General features: G+C 66.5%; 12 protein-coding genes, 1 tRNA gene and 1 pseudogene. 6 read left to right on the top strand and 8 right to left on the bottom strand.

Annotated elements, in window-relative coordinates; all coding sequences use genetic code 11:
- Positions 1-89 precede the first annotated feature (89 nt).
- Together AMIR_RS04860 and AMIR_RS04855 are read right to left on the bottom strand one after the other, a co-directional pair.
- On the bottom strand, positions 90-1067 hold the full coding sequence (locus AMIR_RS04860) for a cobalamin B12-binding domain-containing protein (protein WP_012783587.1): 978 nt from the start codon (positions 1065-1067) through the stop codon (positions 90-92).
- The gene (locus AMIR_RS04855; protein WP_012783586.1) at positions 1064-2620 is read right to left on the bottom strand and encodes a PP2C family protein-serine/threonine phosphatase; all 1557 of its coding nucleotides are present in this window, start codon (positions 2618-2620) and stop codon (positions 1064-1066) included. The genes AMIR_RS04860 and AMIR_RS04855 overlap by 4 nt, the downstream gene beginning before the upstream one ends.
- Positions 2621-2764: 144 nt before the next feature.
- Between AMIR_RS04855 and AMIR_RS04850 the strand changes: the two genes are divergently transcribed.
- Positions 2765-3961 carry a hypothetical protein gene (locus tag AMIR_RS04850; RefSeq protein ID WP_012783585.1) on the top strand — a complete coding sequence of 399 codons (1197 nt, stop codon included), beginning with the start codon at positions 2765-2767 and terminating at the stop codon, positions 3959-3961.
- A gap of 31 nt (positions 3962-3992) precedes the next feature.
- Here the strand turns inward: AMIR_RS04850 and AMIR_RS39990 are convergent, their stop codons facing one another.
- The 5 genes and pseudogenes from AMIR_RS39990 to AMIR_RS04835 all read right to left on the bottom strand — a co-directional run bounded on the left by AMIR_RS39990 (position 3993) and on the right by AMIR_RS04835 (position 7252).
- Complete coding sequence (locus AMIR_RS39990) at positions 3993-4133, bottom strand: cytochrome c-type biogenesis protein (RefSeq protein WP_012783584.1); 141 nt, start codon at positions 4131-4133, stop codon at positions 3993-3995.
- A 319-nt stretch (positions 4134-4452) separates the two neighbouring features.
- Positions 4453-5237 (bottom strand): annotated as a pseudogene (locus tag AMIR_RS36735) (transposase family protein).
- 240 nt (positions 5238-5477) lie between these two features.
- A complete protein-coding gene (locus AMIR_RS04845) occupies positions 5478-5708 on the bottom strand; it encodes a hypothetical protein (protein WP_041836580.1) in 231 nt (76 codons plus the stop codon).
- 376 nt (positions 5709-6084) lie between these two features.
- On the bottom strand, positions 6085-6300 hold the full coding sequence (locus AMIR_RS04840; RefSeq protein ID WP_041836579.1) for a hypothetical protein: 216 nt from the start codon (positions 6298-6300) through the stop codon (positions 6085-6087).
- Positions 6301-6955: 655 nt separating this feature from the next.
- Entirely contained in the window at positions 6956-7252 is a 297-nt protein-coding gene (locus AMIR_RS04835) for a hypothetical protein (protein WP_143760640.1), read from the bottom strand.
- 175 nt (positions 7253-7427) lie between these two features.
- Here AMIR_RS04835 and AMIR_RS04830 point away from each other — a divergent pair, with 175 nt between their 5' ends.
- From AMIR_RS04830 to AMIR_RS04815, 5 genes are all read left to right on the top strand, one after another.
- Complete coding sequence (locus tag AMIR_RS04830) at positions 7428-9461, top strand: N-6 DNA methylase (protein WP_012783582.1); 2034 nt, start codon at positions 7428-7430, stop codon at positions 9459-9461.
- An 81-nt stretch (positions 9462-9542) separates the two neighbouring features.
- On the top strand, positions 9543-11555 hold the full coding sequence (locus AMIR_RS04825) for a type I restriction-modification system subunit M (protein WP_012783581.1): 2013 nt from the start codon (positions 9543-9545) through the stop codon (positions 11553-11555).
- Positions 11552-12880: a restriction endonuclease subunit S gene (locus AMIR_RS36730; RefSeq protein ID WP_012783580.1), complete on the top strand. Its 1329-nt coding sequence runs from the start codon at positions 11552-11554 to the stop codon at positions 12878-12880. The genes AMIR_RS04825 and AMIR_RS36730 overlap by 4 nt, the downstream gene beginning before the upstream one ends.
- 7 nt (positions 12881-12887) lie before the next feature.
- A complete protein-coding gene (locus AMIR_RS04820; RefSeq protein WP_012783579.1) occupies positions 12888-16091 on the top strand; it encodes a type I restriction endonuclease subunit R in 3204 nt (1067 codons plus the stop codon).
- A gap of 102 nt (positions 16092-16193) precedes the next feature.
- Complete coding sequence (locus AMIR_RS04815) at positions 16194-17795, top strand: serine/threonine-protein kinase (RefSeq protein WP_245554584.1); 1602 nt, start codon at positions 16194-16196, stop codon at positions 17793-17795.
- Between the two features lie 291 nt (positions 17796-18086).
- Here the strand turns inward: AMIR_RS04815 and AMIR_RS04810 are convergent.
- Positions 18087-18159: transfer RNA gene (locus AMIR_RS04810), tRNA-Ala, on the bottom strand.
- Between the last annotated feature and the right edge of the window lie 38 nt (positions 18160-18197).

Genomic DNA, 18197 nt, shown 5'->3' with positions numbered 1-18197 from the left:
ACACCTCATCCCAGGTATCACCCCACGACGGCGGTGCCGAGCCGCCGTGGCACCACAAGGAGATCACACCTGCGCCTCCCGGGCATGACTCAGGAGGCCATTCGCAGCACACGCAGCCCGTGGCCGAGGTGCTGGAGCGCCCGCGGATGGTCCCTGAGCACCCACGACAGGGCGTTCATCGCCGCCTCCGACGCTTCCACCGGGACACCTCGCGCGGCCTGCGCGTCGGCGTTCCAGTCCACGAAGGACCCGAACAGCTCGGGGTCGTCGACGTAGAGCGAGGCCGCCAGGTGGTCGACCAGGTGCCCCACGTCCTCCAGCGGCGCCTCGGGCGCGAACGGCGCCAGCGCGGCCAGCACGACGTCGACCAGCTCCCCCCGGCGGGCGCGCAGCGCGGCGTGCTCGGGGTCGACGACCCGGCGCGGCGCGGGCGGTGCGGTGCGCGCCCAGCGTGGCTGCTCCAGCAGCTCGGCGGCGGCGGTCGCCGTGGCCGCCCAGCCGTCCAGCCCGAGCGCCCGCGCCCACCGCCCGTCCACCCCGAACCCGAGCCCGCCGACCAGCACCGGCGTCCCGGTGCCCAGGCAGGCGGTGGCGACCTGGTCGGCGCGCGGCAGGCTGCTGGAGAGGGTGCAGCTGAGCGCGACCGCGTCGGGCCCGTGCTCGTGCAGGTGCGCGACCAGCCGCCCGACCGGCACGCTCGCCCCGAGGAACTCCACCCGCCACCCGTGCAGCCGCAGCACCTCCGCGACGATCCGGGGCGGCACCGCGTGCCACTCCCCGTCCAGGCAGGCGAGCACGACGTGCCCCTTGTCCCCGGCCCGACTCCCCCGCCCGGCCACGACACCGATGATCCGCTCGACGACGGTGGTGGCCGCGTGCTCCTGGGCGGTGCTCCACAGGTTCCGCTGCCACCGCCGCCCGATCTCCACCTGGACCCCGGCGACCAGCTCCAGCAGCACCCGCTCCACCGGCACCCCGGACTCCACCACCCGCACCACGACCTCCGTGGCGGCGACCTCGTCCGCGTTCCCCAGCGCGGCGAGCAGCTCGACGCGCGCTCCGTTCACGCCCCGGTCCGCCGGGGGTCGGCCCGCACCACGAGCACCGCGATGTCCCCGTGCCCGGCCCCCGAGATCCACTGCTGCGCCCCCAGCGCGACCCGCTCCGCGACGGCGGGCGCGGGCATCACGTGGCAGTGCGCGAGCAACGACCGCACCCGCTCGACCCCGTACTCCTCGCCCCCGACCCCACCTCGCGCCCCGGTGATCCCATCGCTGTAGAACACGCAGCTCTCCCCCGCCGCGAGCTCGACGGTCTCACTGCGGAACACCGCCCGCGCGACCTCCCCGACCGCCATGCCGCCCACGTCCACGACCCGCACGGACCCGTCGGCGCGCAGCACGAGCGGAGCGAGGTGCCCACCCCCGGTCAGCTCGACCCGGACACCCCCGTCCCCGCGCGGCTCGATCACCCCCACGACGGCCGTGACCACCCCGCCCCGCCCGTCGCCGCTCTCCACGAGCGACTCGTTGACCACCCGCAACGCCCGCCGGGGCGGCAGTCCCACCAGCCGAAGCGCCCCGAGCACCTGCCGAACCCGCCCACCCACAACCGCAGCGCGGGCCCCTTCCCCCACGACGTCCCCGAACACGAACGCCCGCCCGTCCGGCGAGACCTCGTAGAAGTCGCCCCCGAGCGCCCCGATCCCCGTGGCAGGCCGGTACTGGGCCCCGAAGTCCACCCCGGCGACATCCGGCAGGGCTCCCGGAAGCAAGCTCTCCCGAAGCGCCGCGGCGGTGGCGACCTGCTGCGCGTGCACACGGGCAGCCGCCAACGCCACCCCGGCCCGATCCGCGAACTCCCCCAGCACGGTCCCGTCCGGATCACCGACCGGCGCCACGTCATCGGCCGCGACCCACACCACCAGCACCGGCCCGGCCAGCTCACTCCCCGACAACCGGGCGGTGACCGCCTCCCCCACCCCACCGAGGTCGACGAGCGGGTTCCACCCGCTCCCCCCGAGGTGCCCGGCGTGGTGCCGCTCGACCCCGGAGGCGGCCCCCTCAAGCGCGTCCACCAGCACACCGGGCAGCAGCTCCCGCTCCCACCGCCCGATCCGCGTGCTCCCGCCACGTTCCCCGTGCGCGTAAGTCCCGTCGACGAGCACAACGGTCGCGGCCCGCCCCAGCTCGGTGGCCAGCTCCACGACGGCCCGCACGGTCCGGGCGGGGTTCAACGACAACCCGAGCTGCCGACTGGCCCGAGCGAGGAAGTCGGCCCGAACCCCAGCCCGCCGAACCGCGACTTCCCGAGCCCGCTCATCCCCCACGTCCCGCAGAACCCAAGCGCCCCACCCGTCCCCGAGCTCGCGGAACCGCCCAATGACGACGGACACCCCCACCACGACCTCGAACCCGCCCTCACGGGCGCCGGGCACACCCCGCCCGACCACGAGTCCGGGCAGCAGCCCCAGTGCGGCCGAGCTGATGTGCCGCACGACACCGCCCAAGTCGCACAGGACGACCGCGATCCCGAATCCGTCGAACAGCCGCTCGACCCAACCGGGCAGGTCAGCGACATCACCTAACGCGGTGGGCAGCCCACCGTCCCGAGAGCCCATGCCAACCACACCTTCGCACCACCCGGTGGCACACCAGCGGCAGCGTGCCGTCGCGGGGGCGATTGTTCCACGGGGCACGGGCGGTTGGGCCGTACGGGTGCAGCCCCCTGATCGCCCTGACGGGCCGGTGGATAGCGTCGGGGCATGTCACCGGTGTCCCGAAACCGCAAGAAGAAGGCCAAGAAGCCCGGCAAGCGGGTCTTCCCGAAGGGGGCGCTGGAGGCCCTGGTCCCGCCGCGCCCGAACTGGTTCTCCGCCGCCACCGCCACCGCGCTGGCCGGGTCGGACGCCCTAGTGGCCGCGCGCGGACCGCTGGAGCTGGAGGAGGCGACCTCGCTGCTGCTGGGCGAGCGGCTGGTGGAGCGGACGCGCGTGGAGGGCGCGACGGGCCTGCGGTTCACCGCGTGGGCGCGGGAGGTCGCCGACCGGGCGGCCGAGCAGGTGCTGGCGCACTCCGAGGATCTGTCGACCGGTGCTTGGAAGGGCCCGTGGCGGTTGCTGCACGGGATGCTGTCGATCGGCGCGCCGGAGCTGGCCTCGGCGGCGGAGTCCGCGATCGAGCGCTGCGCGGGCGAGCTGGGCGCGGCGGGCGGTGTGCCGAGCTGGTTGGCCGTGCTGGGCGGCGTCGCCCCGACCGGCGAGCTGTGGTCGCTGCGCGACGCGCACGGCACGCGCGGCGCGGTGATCGCCGGCTACGCCTACCCCGACGGCGTGGACCGCTCGGTGTTCCTGTTCGACTACGACGTCACCGACTTCGCCGTGGAGCTCCCCGCGCCCGGCGCGTTCCCGGACGTGGCGGCGGCCGAGGCGGCATGGCGGACGAGCACCGGAGAGCAGACCGTCCCGCTCGTCGAGGGCGTGTCCCCGGAGGTGTTGGCGATCGTGCTGGCGGGCGGCACGGTCCTGCTGGACTCGGTCATCGGCGTGGAGACCGACCAGGCGCTGCGGAACTGGTACCGCGCGCAGCGCCGCGCCCAGGACCTGATCGCCCTCGTGCGCGACCGGGGCGTCCACCTCCCCGCCCCCCTGCCCGTGGAGCAGCAGGCCGCCCGAATGGCAGAGGAGTTCACCACCTGGCACCACACCCGCCACGGCGCGACCCCGGACGACGAGACCGTCGAGACCCTGGCGCTCGACTGGGTGGAGAAGACCGCGGAGGGCACCCACGCCCTCGTGTCACCACGCCGCGTCGAGTGCGTCCGCGAGTCGATCCAGGCCGACCGGGACGCGGGCGTCCCGACGATGCTGGCGGAGCTGTCCCTGCTGCCCGAGTGGGCGGGCTGGCTGGCCGAGCGCGCGGGTCTGGCGGAGGAGCTGGTGCGCGAGGTGCGCATCGCCTGACCCGCTCACGCCCCGGCCGGACCGCCCCCGCTCACAACGGCGGTCCGGCCCACAACCACGTCCCGCAGCACCTGCCCGTCCGCCACCCGAACCGCACGTCGCCGCCGAAGCCCCGCACGAAGAAGGCCACCACGTCCTCCGGGGAGTCGCCGCTGAGCTGCCCGCCGCCCACCAGACCCGACGCTCCGACAGGCGAAGGATGATCATGCTGATTCGCTTCGGTCCTGCAAAACTCTCTCAAAACTGGGCTGGCTCAACCGGCTGCGCACGGCGGGCGACGAGAACCAACGCTTCATCAAGCCACCTGCGCAGTTCTGCTGACACAGGCGCCAACTCGTAGTGGTGGTGATGCCCCGACCAGTTCGCCACGTGCCACAGTTCGCTGACGTGGTGCTGCGTCTGCGCGTCGACGAACCTGCCCAGTGCGGGCATCTGAGCACGAAGCGAGTTCAGGGCAGTGCGATGACCAAAATTGGACCAATGAACCTTTTTCATCGTGGTTGGGGGCGGGTCTCGATGTGGTGCAGAACGAGGATGGCCGCGACGATCGCGGTGGCCCGGCGCGGACAGCAGCGCAGCTTGACCAGCACTTTCCAGCCCTTGAGCAGCGACACGGCGCGTTCGCCGAGGGCGCGGATGCGGGCATGTGCCCGGTTGACCGCCTTCTGGCCGCGTGACAGCCGCGGACGTGCGGCGTGGCGCTTGAACGGAGTGCGCGCACCGTGCCGCCCGCCCCTTGATACGCCTTGTCGGCGAAGGTGGTGACGTCGTGGGTGGTCAGCATGTCGATCAGGTCGTGTGTGCGGGCCGCGGTCAGGTCGTGGACGGCTCCGGGCGATGTCGCCGAGGCCCACACCAACCGACCCGCCGGGTCGGCTGGGATCTGGACGTTGACGCCGTGGCGCCGGTGTTTGCCCGAGTGGTAGGGCTTCCGGTTCGTGGCGCGGTCGATCGGGACGAGGGTGCCGTCCAGGATGGCGTAGGCCAGTCGGGCAGCGCGTTCACCTGCGGTGCGGAGGTCGTCGGCCAGGGCGACGAGAAGGTCTACCGCTTCACGGACGTGGCGCCAGGCGGTGCTGTGGGAGATGTCGAACCCGGCGGCGAGGCGGGTGCGGGTGTCGCCGTTGCGCAGGTGGGCGAGTACGGGCAGCGCCTGACGACCGGGATCGAGCCGCCGCCACCGCGTTCGAAGCCGCGTCCGCTCGGCGCGGATGAGATCGGCCAGGCGGATGAGGGTGTGGTTGGACAGCGGAATCGCGGCAGGGTAGGACAGCACGGCGAGGCTCCCGGTTGGGGCATCGGATCTTGGTCGACCGCTGTCTTACCGGGAGCCTCGCCCACCGCGCTCCTCACTGCTCAGCCTGCACTGTGACCTGCGCCATCACGATGAAAATGGCTCAATGCGCGTTCGAGCGCGAGGCGAATGAGCCACGCCCTGCAGCGCGGCCAGTTGCTGACGAGGCCGGGGCGGGCGAGCACCTGCTCAGCAGGATCGAGCCGTACTCGGATGTCGGTGTCACCCCCGCACCACTGATCGGGCCAGCCGCTCGGGGTCTTCGATCAGCCCCCGCAGGTCTCCGAAGAATCCGATGTGCGCACCCGTCTTGCAGTTCTGCAAGTCGTTTCCAGCCCACCTCCCCTTGGTGTTCAACCAGCCGAGCAGGCCTGGACCGAGACCCGCGTCGTCGAAGTCCGACAGCCCCATCCTCTGATGCGTCGTGGTCACCTTGGCAAAAGCGTCCTCCACGGCCGCATAGGACTCACCCCCGTGCGAGGCGGCTGGCGCGGACCTTGCTGTGGACTGCGGCTTCCAGCGCACTGGGGCAACACACGACGACCAGCTCCCGGCGAGCTCATCGGACATCTCATCGGTGCAGGCCAAGGATTTGGCGTCGTCTGGATAACGGTCGATTGGATCGGTGCACGAACCTGCGCCGCTGCGGACAGGTCGCGGCGCTGCACCTCCCATGTCGTTGAGCGCTCAGGCAGCCGGCGTACTGCCTCAGCGAGCCGGTAATCGTGGCTGAACATGACGACCTGCCTGGTCTTCGCGACTGCAGCGAGCACGCGGGCCAGACCGTCACCCTTCGCGAGGTCCATCGCATGAACGGGGTCGTCGATGATCAGGAACCGGAATGGGCTGGTGTCGACCGCAGCTTGGGGCGGAACAGCAACAGGCCCAGCCCTTGCAGCGCGGTCGGGATCATCACACCCAGCGCGGTCGTGTCGATACCGTCGACGGTCACGCCCAGCGTGCCCCGGCGCCAAGTGTGCGTTCCTTCCAGTTTGATCGCTCCCAGCTCCACGCCGCTCCGCCAGCGCAGTTCCTGCCAGATCACCTGGGAACGCTCGGAGAACGGCGCGATGCCTTCGCCTCGTCGAGCGCGGCCACCAGCGCGGGTGGACCACCGCGAGGGCGTGCGCGAGGTGCCGCAGAACCTCAGGAACAGGCGTGATCAACCTGTTGGCATTGCTCATCGCGTTGTTCAACGCTTCACGGGCCGCGCTCGCCTCGCGGAGATGCACGAGACGCTTCTCCGCGCGTTGACGCCACCGAACGTCCAGCTCGCCGCTGGCGCACACCGGGCAGAGGCCGCCCCTGTGGTCGTCGTGGTACGCCAGTGCGCTCTGCGGTACGCACGGTAAGCACCAGCAGTGCTCGGAGCCCTGCGCCCTCAGGCGCGCTGGAATCGTCACCAAGCGCGATCTCCACTACGGCATCGAGGTGAGGCCTGGTGCTGCGCAACAGCGTCTCGGCCCGACGAACGCACTTGTCGTCGACCTCTACGAGTTCCGCGAGCAGCGCACCCTTCTGCTCCTTGAGCACCTTCACTTGCCTGTCGAGTTCCCGCGCCTGCTCTTCAAACGCCGCAGTGCGTCGTCGAGGCCCCTGAGACCGAACACCGCTGCAGCGCGTCGCGGTAACTCGCTGGGCCTGCCGTCCACCAACGTCCCGAGTTCGCCGAAGGACGGGAAGGGAGGTAGAGCTTCATGTCAGTTTCCATGGCTCCAGCGTCGAGGTTTTGACCGTCCACCTACGTCATGCGGCACTGTGATGAGACTGGGCACGCCCGCTGCGACGAGATCAATGCCGATCTCCACCTCACCCGTTTCGTGCAGGTTGCGCCAGCCGTCGCGCCACAGGGTCTGGTTGTGCCGCTCTGCGCTCCACCGCAGGTTCTCACCGGTCAGCACGAGCTCGGCGGAGTACGCGCCACCGACCAGGACGGCGGCGAGCGCCTCGGCACCGTCGAACGCAGCCAGAACGAACTCTTTGACTAGCTCGGGCACCTCCGCTGCGGCGATCTGGTCGAACAGCAGTTCGCGCAGGTCGCATGGGATGCACGCCTGAGAACACTCTTGCATTACCGAGGTGACGCATCAACGGACGCAACGCCTGTGAACTATGTCAACAAGCATTTACCCGGTATTGTATGTTCACCGGAGGAAGCTAGAGGAGGCGCTCATGACCGAGGAAGCCGCAGTCACCGCTGCGGAGATCGCCCGTCTCTCCGGGGTCGGCCGTGCCGCAGTCAGCAACTGGCGTCGCCGCCATGAGGACTTCCCGCAGCCAGCGGGCGGCACCGACACCAGCCCCGTGTTCAAGCTCTCCGAGGTGCAGGCCTGGTTGCAGGGACAGGGAAAGCTCAACGCGCTGTCTGGCCGTGAACTCGTCTGGCAGCACTTGGAAGCGGCTTCCGGTACCGACTTGATCAGCGATGCACTGGCCGCTGCTGGCACATATCTGGCAAACGGCTCCTCCGGAAAGATGTTCGACGAGAACACCCGCAACGCTCTCGACGCGCTCGCCTCAGAGGACGGGGCCGAAGCCGCCTTCGAGCAGTTGCACGACCGGTTCGTCGAGGCGAACTGGCGAGGTGTGGCAGTGACGCCGCGAGAACTCGCCCGGTTGATGGTCGATCTCACCGAACCTCACGGCACCGTGTTCGACCCAGCGTGCGGCACCGGAGCACTGCTGCGCGCAGCGGTGCGCTCAGAACCGGGCATTCGACCGGTCGGCCAGGAGCTGGACCCGTCGCTGGCACAAGTCGCCATCGCACGACTCGCGTTCGCCGCAGGCGAGGCCAGCGTTCGATCCGGTGATTCGCTGCGGAACGACGCTTTCCCAGAGCTCGTGGCTGACGTCGTCGTGTCGAACCCGCCGTTCAACATCCGCAACTGGGGTGCCGAGGAACTCGCCTACGACCGTCGCTGGGTCTACGGCGTTCCCCCTAAGGGAGAGTCGGAACTGGCCTGGGTCCAGCACTGCCTCGCTCACCTGAGGCCGGGCGGACACGCCGTTGTGCTCATGCCGCCCGCCGTGGCGTCACGCCGCTCCGGTAGGCCGATCCGCGCCGAACTCCTACGCAGCGGCACCCTGCGCGCCGTGGTCGCGCTGCCGCCTGGTGCTGCGGCTCCCCTGCACGTCGGCCTGCAGATATGGGTCCTTCGCCGCCCCGAGCCAGGCGGTGCCGACCGACGGACCGTGCTGTTCATCGACACCGCAGGCGAACAGCACACCCACCCCCCAGAAGCGCACCGGGGTTCGACGGGGCGGACGTCACCCCGCGTACAAGCGGGACGGCAAGTTGTGGGGTGGGACACGCTGAGCGCGACCGTCCTGGGCCATTGGCGGGCATTCTCACCGAACCCGGAATGTTTCACAGATGCCCCCGGCACCACGCGTGCCATCCCTGCGATCGATCTACTCGATGACCTCGTTGACGTCTCCCCAGCCCGTCACGTCCGGATCTCCGCGTCCACCGCTGACCCGATCGCGGTCGCGAAGCACGCGAACGAGCTGCGCGACCGGTTGACGGAGAGTGCTACGACGTTGGCCGCGTCACCCATCCCTGCTGGTTGGCGACCGGTGGGAGAGGAGTCGCGATCATGGCGCACAGCAACGGTCGCCGACTTGTCGCGCGGCGGTGCGCTGACTCTGCACCGCACCGTTCCTGCTGTGCGCGGATCGAAGGAAATCAACCTCCCTGAGGAGCCCGCGAGCCGCCGCGTCCTGACGGGTCGCGACGTGGCGACCGATGCGCGTGCTTCAGCTGGCGCTGATGAGCAGCGCAGCGCGATTTTTGTGCTGATCGAGCCGGGTGACGTCCTGTTGTCCGGCGTGGCGGCCGGCCGAGGAGCCGCGGCGCGTGTCGCCGACGGGGAGGACGCTGGATGCCTGCTCGGACTGCACGTGCACCTCTTCCGTCCAGCACCTGACCGTCTGGACCCCTGGTTCCTGGCTGGGTTCCTGTCCGCTGCCGACAACGTCAGCAGCGCCTCAACCGGCACCACAGCCGTCCACATCGATCCCCGAAGGCTGCGCGTACCGCTCCTACCGCTGATCGAGCAGCGCCGCTACGGCGGAGCTTTCCGGCAAATGCACGAGCTTCGCACCACTGCACGGCAGGTGGCAAAGCTGGCCACCGAGACAGCTGGCACGCTAGCCGCAGGCCTGACCAGTGGCGCACTGGCACCACCCGACGTTGACTGCCCCTGAAGCAGCACCGCCGTCGCACCTGACATCGAGCACGCCAGCCGTAGCCGTCCACCAACAGACGGACTTCGTGAAGGGAATTCGTTGAACAGCAGCAAGCACACGGAACTGGCGAACCACGCCTGGTCCGTCGCCGACCTCTTGCGCGGTGACTACAAGCAATCCGACTACGGCAAGGTGATCCTGCCGTTCACCGTGCTGCGCCGCCTAGAATGTGTTCTCACGCCGACCAAGGACAAAGTCCTGGAGACTGCGGAACGGTTTGCGGACCGCGAGATGGACCCCGACCGGTTCCTCCGCAAAGCATCCGGGCACAGCTTCTACAACACCAGCACATACACACTGAAGGCAATCGCAGGCGACGCAACGCACGCCGCCAAGTACCTCAACGAGTACCTCGGCGCTTTTTCGCCCAACGCCCGCGAGGTACTGGAACGCTACGAGTTCGCCCAGCAGGTGAAGAAGCTAGATGCTGCGGACCTGCTGTATCAGGTTCTGGGGCGGTTCGCCGACTTGGACCTGCGCCCTGAAGTGGTCACCAACCATCAGATGGGATACATCTTCGAAGAACTAATCCGCCGCTTCGCAGAGCAGTCCAACGAGACCGCCGGTGAGCACTTCACGCCGCGCGAGGTCATCGATCTGATGGTAAAACTCCTGATCGCCCCGGACAGCGACGTGCTCAGCGTTCCCGGTGCCGTCCGGACGGTCCTGGACCCGGCCTGCGGCACCGGCGGCATGCTCAGCGCCGCTGAAGAGGAGATTACGAAGCACAACAAGGACGCCACGGTCAAGGTCTTCGGGCAGGAGCTCAACCCGGAGTCCTGGGCCATCTGCCGTTCCGACATGATGATCAAGGGGCAAGACCCGGAGAACATCAAGTTCGGCAACTCGTTCAGCGACGACAGCCACGCGCACGCCACGTTCGACTACGTACTGGCCAACCCACCGTTCGGCGTGGACTGGAAGAAGGTCCAGGAGACGGTCGAGCGGGAACACAAAATGCTCGGTGAGAGCGGCCGGTTCGGTGCGGGACTTCCTCGCATCAACGACGGCTCGCTGCTGTTCCTACAGCACATGATCTCGAAGATGAAGCCGGTCGATGTGGACGGCAAGGGCGGCAGCCGGGTCGCGATCGTCTTCAACGGCTCCCCGTTGTTCACTGGCGCGGCTGACTCCGGCGAGTCGAAGATCCGCCGGTGGATCCTGGAGAACGACTGGCTGGAGGGCATCGTCGCCCTGCCGGACCAGCTCTTCTACAACACGGGCATCTTCACGTACTTCTGGATCGTCAGCAACCGCAAATCCAAGGGACGTCAGGGCAAGGTCGTCCTGCTGGATGCCCGCGACTACTGGCAGAAGATGCGCAAGTCGCTCGGCGACAAGCGCAAGATGATCAATGAACAGCAGATCTCCGAGATCACCCGCCTCTACACCGAGGCACTGGCCATCCTGGATGCCGAGAAGAACGACCAGATGCACGACCTGCGCAACAAGGGCAGGAAGATCAAGCTCTTCCGCAATGAGGATTTCGGCTATCGCCGTATCACTGTCGAACGCCCACTGAAGCTACGCTTCAAGGTAACAGAGGAGACACTCTTCGCACTCAGGGCAGCAAAACCGGTCCAGAAGACGACAGATGCCGAAATGTTCACTGCGGCACTGCGTCCGCTGATCGGCAAGTCGTGGCTGAAAAAGACTGAAGCCTGGCTCGACATGAAAGACGCGATCGTCGCAGCAGGACTGTTGTGGCCTACAGGAGTTCCGTTCGCCAAGGTGCTGCGGGATGCGGTCGGTGTTCGCGATCCGGAGGGCGAGGTCCAGAAAATCAAGGGAGAGCCCGAGCCAGATTCCGAGTTGCGCGACTACGAAAACGTCCCACTGGACGAAGACGTGGACGAGTACCTCCGTCGCGAAGTCTTGCCACATGCCCCGGATGCATGGATCGACCGCACCAAGACGAAGATCGGCTACGAGATCCCCTTTACCCGCCACTTCTACGAGTATCAGCCACCTCGCCCACTGCCAGAAATTGATGCAGAATTGAAATCACTGGAAGCCGAGATTAAGTTGCTACTGCACAAGGTGACCGAATGAATTCCGTACTTGGAATCCCCATTTCAGACACTTGGACAACTTCACCACTGAAGCGCATAACTTCAGTTTTGAACCGCGGCTCTGCTCCAGAATACGTCGACGAAAGCCCAGTACGAGTAATCAGTCAAGCGGCCAACCAATACGGAGGACTGGATTGGTCTCGCACACGTTTCCATAACTTCAACGGCGATCCCACAAAGCTCAAGGGCCACCTTCAAGAAAATGATATAATCATTAACTCAACCGGAACGGGAACGCTTGGTCGCGTCGGCTACTTCACAGAACCACTAAACGGAATCCCCTGCATGGCGGACGGCCACGTAACAGTGGTCCGAGTAAAAAAACATAAAGTGAACCCACGTTTTGTTTACTATTGGCTAACTTCGAAACCTTTTCAAGAGTACATCCACTCTTCGCTCGCAATTGGAGCAACAAATCAGATAGAGCTCAACCGCGACCGCTTGTCCGACACCCATATCCCAAACCCGCCAATTTCTGAACAGCAACGAATCGTCGACTTCCTCGAGGCCGAGACAGCCCATATTGATCGATTGATTGAAACTCAGAACCGAGTGCTTGAAAAACTTGCCGAGCGTAGAATGGCAGGAATTACGCAAGCTGTATCCGGTACCGACCAAACAGGCACTCGCCCATCATCACTCACTTGGCTGGAGAAGATCCCGAGTACGTGGAAAGAAGTAAGACTTAGCCTTATAGCGCGCATGGGAAGTGGTCATACCCCCAGTCGATCACATCCCGAATGGTGGGTGGACTGCACTATTCCATGGATCACTACGGGCGAAGTGAGGCAGGTTCGCAACGACCGTCTCGAAGACCTGCATGAAACCAGGGAGAAAATCAGCGAGCTTGGTCTTGCTAATTCTGCTGCCGAACTTCGCCCTGCCGGAACAGTAGTACTTTGCCGTACAGCTTCTGCCGGCTACTCGGCAGTCATGGGCACTGACATGGCCACAAGTCAGGACTTCGTTACATGGACATGCGGCCCGCGACTTAATCCTTACTATCTACTGTGGTGCCTCCGAGCCATGCGCCCCGACCTGCTCGGGCGCCTAGCGATGGGGTCAACTCACAAAACAATATATGTGCCGGACCTGCAAATGCTACGCATCCCATTGCCTCCAATTGGCGAGCAGCAGAAAATCGTTCAGCAGATTCGAGAACAGAATGCACGCATTGATCGACTCGCAGATGCGGTGAGGCTTCAGGTTGCTCTCCTTGCCGAACGTCGCCAAGCCCTGATCACCGCTGCCGTCACCGGCCAAATCGACGTGTCCACCGCCAGCGGAAGAGGAATCGAGGACTGATCGCCCCATGAGCCCCGTCCACCACGAATCCGCGTTCGGTGACGCGATCGTCGCCTCGATGATCGACTCCGGCTGGGAGCTTGGCAAGAGCGCCGACTACCGGGCCGATCTAGGCCTGGACACCGGCGAGCTGTTCACCTTCATCGGCGCCACCCAGGCCGGTGAGTGGGAGGATCTTCTCGACCTCTACGGCGGCGACGCCAACGCTGCGCAGGCCGGGTTCACCAAGCGGTTGGACCAGGCGATCGCCACCGACGGTGTGCTGCACGTGCTGCGCAAGGGCGTGAAGGACAGGGGCGTCCGCATCCGCGTCGCATACTTCAAGCCATCACTCGTCGCCTCCGACGCAGTGCTCAACGACTACCGCGCCAACCGGCTGACCGTCGTCCGCGAGCTGGAGTACGCGGCCAAGCAGGCGAACAAGGGGCACAGGCTCGACCTCACCCTCTTCCTCAACGGTATCCCGCTGGCCACGGCAGAGTTGAAGAACCCGCTCACCGGGCAGGGCGTGGAACACGCGAAGGAGCAGTACCGCCACGACCGCGACGCAACCGAGCTGATTTTCTCACGACGCGTGATCGCGAACTTCGCCGTCGACCCAGACTTGGTCTTCGTAGCCACTGAACTGCGTGGCGCGAAGACCAGGTTCCTACCCTTCAACACCGGCTCTAACGGCCCCGGACAGCCCGGTGGCGCGGGCAACCCGCCCTCCACCTCCTTCGGCAGGCACACCACCTCGTACCTGTGGGAGCAGGTCTGGCAATGGGACAACTGGCTGGACCTGCTGGAGCGCTTTGTTCATCTGCACAAGGAAAAGGGCGCTGACGGGCGCGCCACGAAGAAGGTGATCTTCCCTCGGTTCCACCAGTGGGACATCGTGAAGAAGCTGACCACGGACGCCGCACGGCGCGGTGCGGGGCACAACTACCTCTGCATGGCCTCGGCTGGCTCCGGCAAGTCGAACACCATCGGCTGGCTCGCGCACCGCCTGTCGTCGCTGCACACGCCCACCGACCCTGCGGAGATCGACCCGGACGAGCTCTCCGCAGGGCTTGAGCCGGGCACCCCGGTATTCGACAAGGTCGTCATCATCACCGACCGGCGCAACCTCGACTCCCAGCTGCGCGAGACGGTCGGCAGCTTCGAGCAAACCGCCGGCCTGGTGGTGAAGATCGACGACAAGCACGGAGCGAAGTCGGACCAGCTCGCCCGCGCGTTGTCACGCGAGCCCGGAAAGATCATCACGGTCACGCTGCACACCTTCCCGGCTCTGCTGGACTACCTGCGTCGCAACCCCATCGAGATCAAGGGCAGCAATTTCGCCATCATCGTGGACGAAGCGCACTCCTCCCAGTCCGGTGATGCCGCAACTGCTGTGCGTGCTGCGCTGCGCGACCTCGGGCTCGATGCGGACTCCGACGACGCGGGTGCTGTCACCGCCCAGGCAGACCAGAACGCCGCCACCGACGCGAAGCTGCGGAGGAAGGCGCACCAGCGCGGCCAGGCCGCGAACCTGTCGTACTTCGCGTTCACGGCCACGCCCAAGGCCAAGACCCTGGAACTCTTCGGCACGCTGGGCGACACCGGCCCGGACGGCAAGCCCACGTACCGACCGTTCCACACCTACTCGATGCGCCAGGCCATCGAGGAGGGCTTCATCCTCGACCCGCTGCGCAACTACGTCACCTACAACACGTACTGGAAGCTCGTCAACGAGAACCCGGACGAACGCGAGGTCGACCCGACCAAGACCAATTCCCTGCTCGCCCGGTACGCGTTCACCCACGAGTCCACCGTGGCGCAGCAGGCCCAGGTGATCGTGGAGCACTTCCGGGCCCACACCTCTGGCCGCCTGGGCGGCCGTGCGAAGGCGATGGTGGTCACCGCGTCCCGGCACAGCGCCGTGCAGATGGCACGAGCGATCAAGAAGTACCTCGGTGACCGCGAGTACGCCGACCCCGGCGTGCTGGTGGCGTTCTCCGGCACCCTCACCTACGACGGTGAGGAGATCACCGAGCCAGGGGAGAACGGCGGCCTGTCCGAGAACGCCCTGCCCAAGGCGTTCGCGTACACGCGCAAGGACGACAAGGTGCTACGTGGCGGTGGGACCTCCGCGCAACGGGAGTACCGCATCCTGGTCGTCGCCGACAAGTACCAGACCGGCTTCGACCAGCCGCTGCTGACGACCATGTACGTGAACAAGAAGCTGATGGGCATTTCCGCCGTGCAGACGCTGTCCCGGCTCAACCGCACCGCCGAGCGCAAGGCGCAGTCAGATCTGGCCGTGCTGGACTTCGTCAACGAAGCCGAGCAGATCAAGGACTCATTCCAGCCGTACTTCGAAGACGCGATGACGCTTCCGTCGGACCCCAACCTGCTCTACACCGCGCAGAGCAGGGTCATGGCGCCGGATGTTCTCATCGAGCAGGAGATGCGCGAGTTCGTTGCGGCGTACCTCAGTGCGGAGGAGAAAGCGGCGGGGTCAGTAGCCAGGTGGGAGAAGCTGCACGCGGAGCTCTACCGCTACCTCGGACCGGCAGTCGCCAGGTTCACCGAGCTCTTGGACCGGGCGGACGACGACGGCGAAGACCTGGAGGTCGCGGAGACCTTCCGCGCGGACCTCAACGACTACGTGCGGAAGTACGGCTTCCTCGCGCAGATCATCCCCTACACGGATCCGGAGCTGGAAAGGCTCTACCTCTACGGGCGGCACCTGCTCAACCGGCTGCCGCGGCGCGGTGATGGAGGAGTGGACATCGGCGAGATCGACCTCAGCCACATGCGGGTGGAGAAGACGGGAGAGCACGACCTCGGACTGACGCCCGAGGGAACGGGCGAACTGCCGGGCTTCGGCGACGGCCCCAGCGGGGCGCAGGAGCCAGAGAAGTCGCCGCTGTCGGAACTGATCGAACGGTTCAACGCGAAGTACGGCACCGAGTTCACCGAGCAGGATGTCGTCACACCGTTCACCGAGGCCGTGGCCGACCCGAAAGTGCGGTTGGCCGCCGTCAACGACGAGGACAACTTCGGTCACGTCTTCGACGACGTCTTCGAGGACAAGATGGCCGAACACGTCGACACCATCGCCGATCTCGGACGGCAGTACTTCAGCCACGACGACAGCTTCAAGCTTTCGCTGAACCGAAGTGCGCGACGAGCCGCTTGGCGGATGATCCGACGCGAGGAAGGCGTGAACGACGACTTGGCGTGAACTGATCTGAAACCCCGTTGGCGCAAGGGGGCATGGCACACCGCCTGCCCCCGCCTCCGGCTGGACGAGTGATCACGGGACCGACCAGACTGCCCGCACGAGGTGACGGGCGAGCTCACCAGTGGGGGCGCAGTGCGGATTCGGAAGGTCGCCGAGCGCTACGAGCTGATCGAGGAGATCAGCTCGGGTGGCATGGGCACGGTCTGGCGCGGTTACGACGCCGTGCTGGACCGCGAGGTCGCCGTCAAGCTCATCCGCGCCGATGCGGTGTCGAGCAAAGCGCAGGCGGAGGAGTTCGCCAAGCGCTTCCGCCGCGAAGCACGCGTCACCGCGCGCATCGGACACCACGGGGTGCCGCAGGTGCACGACGCGGTGCTCGACCACACCTACGACCGCCTCTACCTGGTGATGGAGTACGTGCGGGGCACCAGCCTGCGAACCCTGCTCACCCCGAAACGCCCCTTGCCCATCAGCTGGGCAGCGGCCATCGCAGCGCAGATCGCCACCGTGCTTTCCCACGCCCATGCCATCCCGGTGGTGCACCGCGACCTCAAACCGGACAACGTTCTGATCGCGGCCGGTGGAACGGTCAAGGTGCTGGACTTTGGCATCGCCACCATCCTCCGCACCGACGCCACCCGCCTCACCGCCACAGGCAATCCCATCGGCACCAGCTGCTACATGTCGCCCGAACAGATCATGTGTGCGCAGATCACCCCGCACAGCGACCTGTACGCCTTGGGGTGCGTCCTGCACGAACTCCTGTCCGGGAAGCCCGTGTTCGACGGTGATGGCGACTACGCCCTCATGCATCAGCACGTCAACGCATCACCCCAGCCACTGCGCGCGGCACGCTCGGACGTTCCCCCTGACCTGGAACTCCTCACCCTCGATCTGCTGGCCAAGTCGTCCAAGCACCGCCCCGCCAACGCGTACGAGGTATACGAGCGACTGCTTGCCTTTCTGCCCCTGCCGGGCAGCGCGCCGCCTTCCGTCGACGACGCGGCCATCCCGATCGGCGCCCCAGACCCCACGCTTCTGTACCGCCGTCCCAACGCACCACTGCAGCGCTCGGCAAAGCCATCCGCCGCCGTCGAGGACGACGTGCCAGTCGCGCTGTCCTCACACGTCGACACAAGGCTCTGCGAGGTCATCCGGGTGGCCTATGACAAGTCCGCTCAGCTGCTCGACGAGGAGCGGTACACGCAGGCGGCGGACGTGCTCCAGAGAGCCATCGCCCAGTCAGCTGCAGCGCTCGGCAAGAAAAGTCCGCGAATCCTGAAGATGCGCACAAGGCGTGCCGCCATCCTCATCGTGGGGGGCGACTACCAGCGCGCGTTGCCGGAGTTCGACTCCCTCACCGACGCCTACTCCCGCACCTTGGGTTCCACGAGCCCAGAAGCGCTGGAATGCCTCCAGGAGGCTGCTCACTGCCGGGCTGAACTCGGCCAGGCCACAGCAGCCTTGAGGCAGTTCCAGCAGGTCCTCACCCACGTCCGGGCTGCCGGTGGCGACGCCTCTCCCACCGCGCTGGACCTCCGGCGCAGTATTGGCGTGCTATTGCTGTCCGAGGGCAAGACCCTTGAGGCGGTCTCCTTCTTGCAACCGCTCTACGACGACCTTCTTCTCGTGCAGGGACCACAGGACGAGGAGACCGAAGAGGTTGGCAACATCCTCGCCCGCCTGCACTTCACCGAGGATTGAAGCGCCTCGGCTGGAAACCCGCTGGGGGAGCCGTCACCAACCCGAAGCAACGGGAATCGGGTACCGGTCAGGTCCTACCCCGCCGAAGCAAGGAACGGACCGCCCATGCGTTGCGAAGGTCGGTCATACGGCTGAGCTCGACACGGACAACCTATGCGACCAGTGAATGGGCACATCAGAACTGGATGCGCGAAGCAGCTATGGCCACCACATCCGCAATGAACGCGAAACCAGAAATGGATTGCTTCCCAAAAAAATTGGGAAGCAATCCATTTTTTTTACTTTAAATTGTGGAGCTGAGGGGACTCGAACCCCTGACCCTCACACTGCCAGTGTGATGCGCTACCAGCTGCGCCACAGCCCCGTGCTCGTTACTCCACGTTCCCGGCCGGTTGGCCCCGC

The sequence above is a fragment of the Actinosynnema mirum DSM 43827 genome (genome assembly GCF_000023245.1).
Taxonomy (GTDB): Bacteria; Actinomycetota; Actinomycetes; order Mycobacteriales; family Pseudonocardiaceae; genus Actinosynnema; species Actinosynnema mirum.
This window is presented reverse-complemented; position numbering and strand designations above follow the sequence as displayed.